Raw genomic sequence first — 10,312 nt, 5'->3', positions numbered from 1 at the left:
TAGGGTCTTCGGCTGTGCCTTTATCATAGGCAACACTAAAATGGTACAAACCACGAAAAATCATTTCTAAAGAAATGCGGTCAAACGGTAGAGATAATTCGTCAGCAACCGCGTCTGCTAAATCCACTAATACTGCATAAAATAGCCAAAACGAGTAACTAAGTCAATAACTGTACAAATTTTACCTGCTAGTTGCCCTGTTTTCAAGTCTTCCAGGCTTTTTAGCTTACGGAATAAGGCTTCTAGCGTTGAGCCATCAGCAATCCAAATTCGTTCAAAATTACAGAGTGTAAATTTAACACTATCTGCTAATGGTCGCTGAAGCCGTTGTTGCCAATTCAGTTGTAATTGAGGTAGTAAATCTTTAAAGACTCGTTCAAATAATTCCGAAGGAAAAACTAAAAACCAAACTGAAGAGTGATTGTTGGGCAACTTTGGTGACTTGACACCATAAAAAACCTTCTCGTGCTAACAAACGATTTAACTCCTGAACGCCAGGAACTTGTCGCCACAATAACGTTAATACTGCTGCCACCATTAACGATAAATTCAGAATCCTGTCTCGACATCCTAACTGCTTATAATACTTTTGTTGTGCAAAAACTGCTGGAGTTAATAAAGCTTCTAGTACTTCTTAGTATTATTTATTTTTGTCCCCATAATTGATTGCTCTTTATCCTTTATGAGAAATTTAGAACTATTAATTCTCATGACTTCATAATTTTCTGGTGTAAACACAGAACTTAAAGTAGCTACCATATCTCCAATAGAAATCTTAAAAGCTAGTGGGATATGGAAATTCAAAAATGATTTTGGCAGTTTTTTAACATTTAAATACAATTTCTTTTGACTTACATACCATACTCCAGTAAATTTATTACCTGTTATAAGTTCTTTAGGTTTAGAGAAAAGCAATGTTTGAATTTTGGTTTGTTCATAAGTCATATCATCTTTAAATTCAATAGTAATTTTTTCTGAATCAGTATTAAAACGCCATTTTCCTAAAAGTAAAAGTTCTATTTCTAAATCGGAATGCTTACTATTACTCATATTTATTCTTGAATTAGCTTTAGTTCTAATTTTTCCCATTATTAACAAATATGCGATGAAATCATCGGAAAGTTGAGTGACAACTTTTTACACGAGAAAAGAATAAGTGCATTTGCCAAACTAAAAGTCCCCATTACAAAACTGTGCTTCCGTTAGCGTAGCGGTAGCGAGTCCGCGAGCGTCCTTCTGACTTCCGACTTCCGACTTCTTTAAGTTCTTACCCATTTCAACACCTTTGGGTCTTTGTCATAGCGGTAGGTAAAGCCATCTTTAGTAGTAATGGACTTGCCAAGGCTAGCCTTGCTTCTGATAGTGTTAATCTTGGAGTCTGTTAATCTCTGAATCTCTTGGTGAGACAGTCCTACAATTGTGCTTATCTCCGTCGATATTTCTGGTTGACTTTGGGATTCGTTATCGGGTAAAACATCTATTGTGATTTCAGTATTTTTGGGAGAATTAGTGACAAGTTCTTTTGCTTTTTGCAGTCGGTAATCCTGCACAGTTAAAAGTTGCCAACTAGAATCTTGTGAGAGTTCTAAAACCCATTGATGATAATTAAACAAACTTTCTCGATGTCCAACACTTATAAACGTTGTTTTTGTCTCTTGTAATTGTTGGTATAAATTACATTCATTATTCAAATCTAAAGCACTGGTTGCTTCATCTAATATAGTAAAGCTAGGATCGGTAACTAACAGTCGGGCGAATGCTAGGCGTTGTTGTTCTCCCAACGACAATATACTTTCCCAAGGGACTTCTGTATCAAAGCCTTCAACTCGACTGAGTAAGTTTTGCAGGTTTACTTGTTGCAAAACGTCTTTGAGTTCTGCATCGGTCATTTGACGATTCGTATTCGGATAAAGTAATTGTTCGCGTAAAGTTCCCAAGATGATATAAGGACGTTGGGGTAAGAATAAGACTTCTTCTAAAGGAGGTCGTACCAAACGACCAGTTCCCGCATTCCATAAACCTGCGATCGCCCTCAACAGAGAACTTTTACCTCGACCACTCGGTCCTATAATTAATAAGCCTTCGCCTGGTTGAACAGAAAGTGACAAGTCTTCAACGATTACCTGTTCATAGTTGGGCGTTTGTAAGGTGACATTCTCGAAAGCAAAACGGTTTTCTTCTATTGTTTTAATCGTACTGACATTCTCTGGTTGTTTGTTAACTGCTTCTAACGCATCTGAAAATTCAGATAAACGCTCAACATAACTAGAAAACCGTCCAGAATTTCCAAATTCCCTAATTAATGTTGCTATAGCATTGGCAAACTGATTACAAGCTATACTGGCTTGGACAACTTCTCCGAAATCAGCTTGACCACTCATATATATAGGTGCAAGTACCAGATATGGGAATATTTGAATAGCAGCTTTATATCCTCCGTCAAAAAAATCCTGATTTCTCTCCCAATTAATTTTGCGTTCGACATTTTTTAGGAGATTACTAAATCTTCGTTGAATTATATTAGACTCTTGGTTTTCTCCCTGAAAAAAAGCTATCGATTCAGTGTGGTCGCGGACATGAGTCAGACAATAATTGTATTCTGCTTTAAATTCTAGTTCTTCTTGATTAATTTTATTTAATTGTTGAGCTAAGTAAATAGCAATCAAATTACCAATGACTGTATAAACAACCAGAACAGTTGCGATAAATTGGGAGATTGACCAAAGAATTACCAAAAAAGTCGTCATTTCCAGCACTTTTTCTAGGAAAGTAGCTGAAAACGAGAGAGCATTACTGGTAATGGGTTCTATTTCTTGAGATATTCTTTGATCTGGGTTATCAACATCGGATCTAAAGTTGATTTTATAATAGGCACGATTGCTCAAATATTTTGATAGTGTGTGATTATTTAACCATCTGTACCAATCAAGAGCAATTTTTTTTCTGACAAATTTAGAAAATCCGCTTAAGAGTGTTATGCAGATAAGAGCAGCGCTGAAAAGCACTATTGTCTTAATAAAGTTAGGATAATCTTTCTCTTCAATAACATCTGTTATGTAGCGAGTAACGAAACTATTAAAGGCAGTTATGCCTACCAACGCGATTATTAATAAAACTAGAAGAATGAGCATCCCCCATGTCCGAATTACGTCCGAAAATACTCTTTCTTTAGACTCTGTTGGATACCAGTAAGGCCCGGCGATCGCTCTTACATTCTCCCAAAATTTATTAAAACCCGGAGGAGAAGGATCGTTTATTAAGGATTGAGTGTGAGAAACTTTGGTTGGCATATTCTAAAATCAAATGAATATCTTTTCTTAGCAGCTAAATTCACAATTATTTATTTTTAAAAATAGAAAATTAAAAAAATAAAATAATAGTTGGAAACTAGTACTCTAGCGACCCAATTTTGATAAGTAAAGGAACGAACCGCAGAGGCGCAGAGAACACAGAGAAAGAGGAAAAGAGAGATTCTAAAAGTTGATTTAACAAGGAAAATTGATTGGCAGAGTACTAGTAGAGTCTTTAATTAACTACCACTATGCAACGCCAAATTTAGGATACCAAAGAAACTGTGTCATTCTTGCTAGAAGCTGTATCAGCAGCGATCGCCACTGCATTACTAACATTAGGAAGTTCATCTTCCACAAATCGTAGGCGAGGGTACAAGTAGGCAATAGAGCTTTCTAAAATGGTCAAGACTCCCATAATAATTAGTAGAAGTTCCATACCACGACCTGACCCAACACCGATGATTTGTCCGATGCTTCCCGCTAAAGAACCGTCAGTAGCCATTAAGGGTTCAAAAACCTTCTCGGCTAGCGGCCCAATCGTGATGTAGCCTAGAGGTAAAGCAGCCGCTTCAATCGCTCCTTTGATCGCAAAAACTCTACCTTGCACACTAGGTTCTACTTTTTTTTGCATGACAGCTTGCGTAGAACTAGAAATGATCGGTTGTGTCAGGGAGAATAAGAAGATGCTAACAGTGAAGATGACAAGAAAGGGTTGCAAACCAGCGACGATAATAAATACACCATTCAAAAGCATACACCCGTATATTGCATATATATTGCGTTCTAATCCTCCCCAAATGCTCACGAGCAAGCCGCCGACTAAAATAGCAATACCGAATAGTGAAAGAATAGTTCCCAGAACGCTTACTGAAGCGAAATTTAACACTAGTGGCACAGTGATAACATTAATACCTCCTACAAGATAAAGACTGGAAGCTGAGAATAAAACTAGTCCTAGCAGTCCGGGTCGAGTGGTCAAATATGTAAATCCGTAAGTTGCTTCACTTAGGAATGAACTTTTTGCAGTTGCAACAGCACTCATGTTGACTTGTGGAAACCGAACCAGCATTAGGGAGACAACAGCAATCAACACACTGGTTACGTGAAGCAAAATAATCCATTGGAGATGAACAATGCTTAGTAGAACACCTCCGAGAGTTGGTGCAATGATTAGGGAAATGCCATACATCAGACTCATCAACCCATTGGCACGATTGAGGTGCTGTTTCGGCACTAGTAAGACTGTTGATGCTGTATAAGCAGGTGTGTGAAAAACCATGAAAACAGCAGTGAAGGTATTGGCTAGGTAAATATGCCAAACTTCCAACCGACCTATGACAAATAAAACGCCGATCGCAACTGTTCCCAAACACGCCAAGACATCAGCAATAATCATTGTCTTTCGACGATCCCACCTATCTACTAAAGGCCCGGCGATTGGGGAAATTAAGATTAGTGGTAGAGTATTGAACAGGGTAACTAAAGCAAACTGAGTGACTGAACCAGTGCGATCGTAAACCCAGATATCTAAAGCAAAGGCAGTGGTACTCGAACCAATCAGGGCAATCAACTGTCCTAGCCAAACAACTATAAATAGCTGCATTTCCCGTAAAACAGTCAATCTTGTTTTTTCTATAATCTGTACGTCTGACATAATAATCTGGTATTTTCTAACTTTTTACTGTCCAAATCCGAACACTGTATTTTTGAAAAACTACTTGTTAGCTCGACTTTATCCAAAATTAAGAACTTGGCTCTCTTGATATGACCAAAGCCTAGCTTTTTGGCAAAAACTTTTTCCATGTCACTGATTATCGGTGAAATCGAAAAAGTAGAACTACCGTAGCACAGAGGTTTCAGCGTCAAGTTGAGCGTTGGCAAAAAATGGATAAAGTCGAGGTTAGAGCATGTTTGAAAAGTCCTATTGTTGGTAGCAAAACGTTTTAGATCCCCCTAAGTCCCCCTTAAAAAGGGGGACTTTGAGAAGTTTTCCCCCCTTTTTAAGGGGGACTAGGGGGGATCAACTAGTGCTTAACATCACGACCAACAACTTTTCAAACACTCTCTTATACCTCCAAAATTAAGTAACAGATATAAATCATAAAATTCTTGCTAATTTTAAATTACGAATTACGTTAGCGCAGCGTTAGCGACGCAGGAGTGTCATTACGAATTACGAATTATGAAATTGCACGGCATTGAGAATTATGCCGTCGAAATAATAAGGAAAGGTCACTCAGCCGGTATTCGGGATTAGTAATTAGCAGCTCAAGCAACACTAGAAACTGAGTAACCACACGGCTAATAGTAGTAGCATCAAACAAATCGATTTTGTAGCACCATTTCCCTTCAATGCTTCCTAATGTTGTTTGTTGAAGATAAATATCCCAATCAAATTCTGCTGTATTAGTTTCAATTGACCAGGAACGAACAGTCAAATTTGTCAGTTTTAAATCTGATGGAGGCAAAAAGTTAAACATCACTTGATATAACAAAGAATGGCTTGGTTCTCGTTTTGGCTGTAGTGCTTCTACTAACTTTACGAAAGGAATTTGCTGGCGATCGCAGGCTGCTAAAAAACATCCACGCACCTGATACAGCAACTCACTCAGACTTGGATTGCCCCCCAGGTATGTACGTATTGGTAGCATGTTAATGAAGCAGCCAATAAGTTCTTTATTTTCCACCTGCTGGCGATTGGCAAAAGGAGTGCCGACAATAATATCTGACTGTCCAGTGTAATAGAACAGTACTATTTTGAAGGCTGTTAGCAGAGTTACGAATAGAGTTACATTATGCTGTTGGCTCAAATTTAAGAGAGTATTTGTTAGGCTTTTAGGAATGGTGAAAGTTTGACTTGCACCTTGAAAAGTTCTTATTGGTAAGCGCGGGCGATCGCTAGGAAGCTGTAGTAAAAGTGTGCTATTGCTTAGTTGCTGTTTCCAGTAGTCAAGCTTAGATACGAAAGCAGGACTAGTAACCCACTGCTGTTGCCAAAGGGCAAAGTCAGCATATTGGATAGGTAAATCGGGAAGCGGTGAGGGCTGACCATGACAAAATGCTGCGTATAATTTTGTTAGCTCCTCTGAAAACACACCCACAGACCAACCATCAAAAACCAGATGATGGATAGTTACTATGAGTAAATGCTCGGCATCAGAGAGCCGTAACAGCTTAACGCGTAACAATGGGCTTTGTTCTAGATCGAAAGGCTGATTTTTTTCCTCATTTACAAATCTTTGAGCTAAAGCCTTTCGCTCAGTTTTAGAGTGAGAAAGTTTTCGCAAGTCTACTACTGAAAATGGTAAAATAGGCTCTTTGGCAATTTTCTGAACCACTTGTCTATCCGTAATAGCAAAAGTAGTTCGCAAAGCTTCGTGACGACGGACAATTTCAACAAGGCTTTGCGTCAGAGCAGTTACGTTGAGTAAACCCGTCAAGCGATACGCCAAGGGAATGTTATAGATGGGAATGCCCGGATGCAATTGAGCTAATATCCAAAACTCAAGCTGAGTCAAAGAGATTGGCAACTCTTTTGTGTTCTGGGGTACTGGTTTGAGCGATGGAGTCAACTCATTTTGACAAGAGGGCAGAGGGGCAAAGAGGGATAAGGAAGATGAGGGAGATGAGGAAGATAGGAAAATAACTTCTTCTCCTGCTCCCTGCTCCCTGCTCCCCTGCTCCCCTGCCTCTTTTTGGCAGTATTCTGAAATCTGCCGATCTAGCTCGACTACTGTCGGGTAATCAAACAGACAGCTTATGGGTAACTCAACTTTGAAGGTTTCTCGCAACCGAGCAATGACTTGCATTGCTGATAGGGAATGCCCTCCCAATGCAAAGAAATTGTCGTGGATACCAACTTGTTCTAGTCCTAAAACATCGCTCCAGATTTCTGTCAGAACCTCTTGGGTAGCAGTACGAGGTGGGATTAAGTCTGTAGAGATATTACGTTCCCTACTCGAAGGTGCTGGTAAAGCGCGGCGGTCTGTCTTGCCACTGGGGGTTAGAGGTAGAGCATCTAGCAACTTCACGAAAGCAGAAGGCAGCATATATTCTGGTAGCTTTTGTTTGAGGTAACAAAGCAGTTCGCTGGTGTCTAGGTGCTGTTTGGGAACAATGTAGGCGACGAGACGCTTGTTTCCTGGTTGGTCTTCTCTGGCAATAACTACTGCTTCTTTTACCTGTGGATGCGCGGCGAGTACGGTTTCAATTTCCCCCAGTTCAATGCGAAAGCCCCGCACCTTCACTTGATTGTCAATTCTACCGAGAAATTCAATGTTGCCATCAGGTAAATATAGAGCGCGATCGCCTGTTTTATATAAGTGCTGAGTGCTGTTAGCGGAAGCGGGGCGTTTAGCCCGTGCTGAGTGCTGAGTAAGAAGTGGAGAGTTATTTTCTTGGCTCCCCTGCTCCTCTGCCCCCCGCTCCTGATCACTGAGCGTAGCCGAAGTGCTGCCCCCTGCTCCCCTGCCTCTTCGGAAGGGGTGAGGAATAAATTTAAGAGCAGTCAATTGAGGCGAATTAACATAATTTCTAGCGATCGCAACGCCGCCAATATACAGTTCTCCAGGAACTCCAACAGGTAAGGGCTGTAAATACTTATCTAGGATGTAAATTTGCGTGTTGGCAATGGGACGACCAATGGGCGGAAGTGGCGACCAACTGCTTGCAGCATTTTTTAAAGTAAAACTTGTTACTACATGGCTCTCCGTTGGGCCGTACTGATTTTGCAGCGTACAACTAGGAAGCTCCCTAAAAAAGTTGACTAAAACAGGAGTAATTTGTAATTGTTCTCCTGCCGTCATAATCTGACGCAAAGATGCAGGATAGCATTGAGCAATAGAGGCGGCATTGGCTAACTGCTGAAGGGCGACAAAGGGTAAAAATAGTCTTTCCACCTTTTCTTGTGCAATTAACTGTAATAATGCGAACCCATCCTTCTGTACTTCTTCGGTGATTAAAACTAAGGTTCCGCCGTCACACCAGGTAGAAAAGATTTCTTGAAAAGAGACATCGAAACTGATAGAAGCAAATTGCAAGGTTTTGGCACGACAGCAAGCACTTTCTTCCATTTGCCAATATAAAAGGTTAACCAGAGAACGGTGACTCATAGCTACACCTTTGGGTTTGCCGGTTGAGCCTGAAGTATAAATCACATAAGCCAAGTTCTCTGGTGTTACTTTACTAACAGGATTTTCCTCGCTGTTTTGGCAGAAATCCGATGTATCTAAACAAACTACTGTTAATAATTGCCCAGATAAGGGAATTGACGAATCTGTTAGCAACACCGACGCTTGAGAATCACTTAATATATAATTCAAGCGTTCTTGAGGCGATCGCGGATCTAAAGGTACGTAAGCACCACCAGCTTTGAGGATTGCCAACAATCCTACTACCATCGATAAAGAACGCTCAACGCAAATCCCTACCCGCACTTCTGGTTTTACCCCAAGTTTTTGTAGATGGTGCGCTAACTTGTTAGCCTGACAATTTAACTGCTGGTAAGTCAGTTGTTGGGATTGGAATGAGACTGCTACTGCATCCGGTGTCTGTTCCACCTGTTCTTCAAACAACTGAGCGATACATTTGTCAGGATAATCTATTTGGGTATCATTCCATACTAAGATTTGGCGTTGTTCGCTAGCAGTTAGCATAGGTATTTCTCCTACCATCTGCTCAATGTTAGTGACCATACCCTCTAACAAAGTCACAAGATGTCCCATCATCCGGTGAATCGTTTCGCCATCAAAGCGGCTACCATCATAAAGAATGCGTAGGGATAACTCTTGTCCTGGTACAGCGATCGCTGTTAGTGGATAATTGGTTTGTTCGATGACTCGGCGTTGAGTGATTTGAATGCTGCCATTTAAATTGAATAAAGATGTATCTTGCGGGTAGTTTTCAAACACTACAATACTTTCAAACAAAGGCTGTTCTGGAGGAATTTCGCTGAGAGCCTTGATTTGTACTAATGGACACCAAGAATAGTGCGATCGCTCTACCTGTTGAGCCTGCAATTCCCTCAGCCATTGCCATAAAGGAGTTGCTGGTGGTACTTTCACCGTGACTGGTAGAGTATTAATAAATAGTCCCACCATAGATTCCACCCCCGATAAAGTGGGAGGACGACCGGACACAGTTGCTCCAAATACTACCTCAGACTCATCAGTGTAGCGACTGAGTAAAATTGCCCAAGCAGCTTGGACGAAAGTTGAAAGTGTTAGATGATACTGCTGTGCTTGGGACTGTAAAGCAGCAGTTGTAGTTGCCGATAAACAGCAGTGCTGCTCGTGGTAGGTTTTTGATTGTTGAGAATGTGCCTCACCTTTATTTACTAGCAAAGAGGTAGGCTTAGTAAAGCCTTGGAGTTGTTGTTGCCAAAAGATTTCTGCTGCTCTTAAATCTTGTTGTTGTAACCAATTTATATAATCTCGATAAGGGCGGGGGTTATTTAAATATAAATATTTGCCTTTAACTAAGGCATGATAAAAAGCAAGCACTTCTTTAAAGAGAATTGGCCAACTCCAGCCATCAATTAATAAGTGATGAAAACTCCAAATAAATTCGTAAGTATTATCGGCAATTTGAAATAAAGTGAAGCGCATGAGTGGCGCTTTGTCAAGAATAAAACCTTGAAGTCGATCTGTTTGTAAAAAAGCTTCTAAGCGCTCTTGTTGTTCTTGAGTAGATAAAGAACGCCAATCATAATTTTGCCAAGGTAAATCTATTTGTTTACATACTACTTGAAGCGGCTTTTCTTGTTTTTCCCAAACTATCAGAGTACGCAGAATTTGATGACGCTTCACTACTTGCTGACAGGCTTGCTGAAGCACTGCAATATCTAAATTGCCGGAGATAGTTAAACAGAATTGCTCGAAGTAGACTCCTGATTCTGGCTCATACAGGGTATGAAAAAGCATACCTTGTTGCATGGGAGAAAGAAGATAAATAGATTCAACGTTTTTGTTTTTAAGTAGTTGCAGCTTGCTCATATCATACAGATATTTCATTTTCAGCCA

The 10,312-nt window shown here is 40.2% G+C and carries 4 protein-coding genes and 1 pseudogene; all 5 read right to left on the bottom strand.

Features of this window, described 5'->3' with window-relative positions:
• Positions 1–628: pseudogene (locus tag LC605_RS10260) on the bottom strand (hypothetical protein); the annotation flags it as partial.
• Entirely contained in the window at positions 625–1,050 is a 426-nt protein-coding gene (locus LC605_RS10255) for a hypothetical protein (RefSeq protein ID WP_229547446.1), read from the bottom strand. The pseudogene LC605_RS10260 and the gene LC605_RS10255, both read right to left, overlap by 4 nt.
• A 209-nt stretch (positions 1,051–1,259) precedes the next feature.
• Positions 1,260–3,290 (bottom strand): ABC transporter ATP-binding protein/permease, encoded by a 2,031-nt coding sequence (locus LC605_RS10250; RefSeq protein ID WP_229547445.1) that lies wholly within the window; start codon positions 3,288–3,290, stop codon positions 1,260–1,262.
• Between the two features lie 265 nt (positions 3,291–3,555).
• Positions 3,556–4,947 (bottom strand): MFS transporter, encoded by a 1,392-nt coding sequence (locus LC605_RS10245; protein WP_229547444.1) that lies wholly within the window; start codon positions 4,945–4,947, stop codon positions 3,556–3,558.
• 526 nt (positions 4,948–5,473) lie between these two features.
• Positions 5,474–10,303 carry a non-ribosomal peptide synthetase gene (locus LC605_RS10240; RefSeq protein ID WP_229547443.1) on the bottom strand — a complete coding sequence of 1,610 codons (4,830 nt, stop codon included), beginning with the start codon at positions 10,301–10,303 and terminating at the stop codon, positions 5,474–5,476.
• Positions 10,304–10,312 lie beyond the last annotated feature (9 nt).

The sequence above is a fragment of the Nostoc sp. CHAB 5836 genome (genome assembly GCF_020829445.1).
Lineage (GTDB): Bacteria > Cyanobacteriota > Cyanobacteriia > Cyanobacteriales > Nostocaceae > Nostoc.
This window is presented reverse-complemented; position numbering and strand designations above follow the sequence as displayed.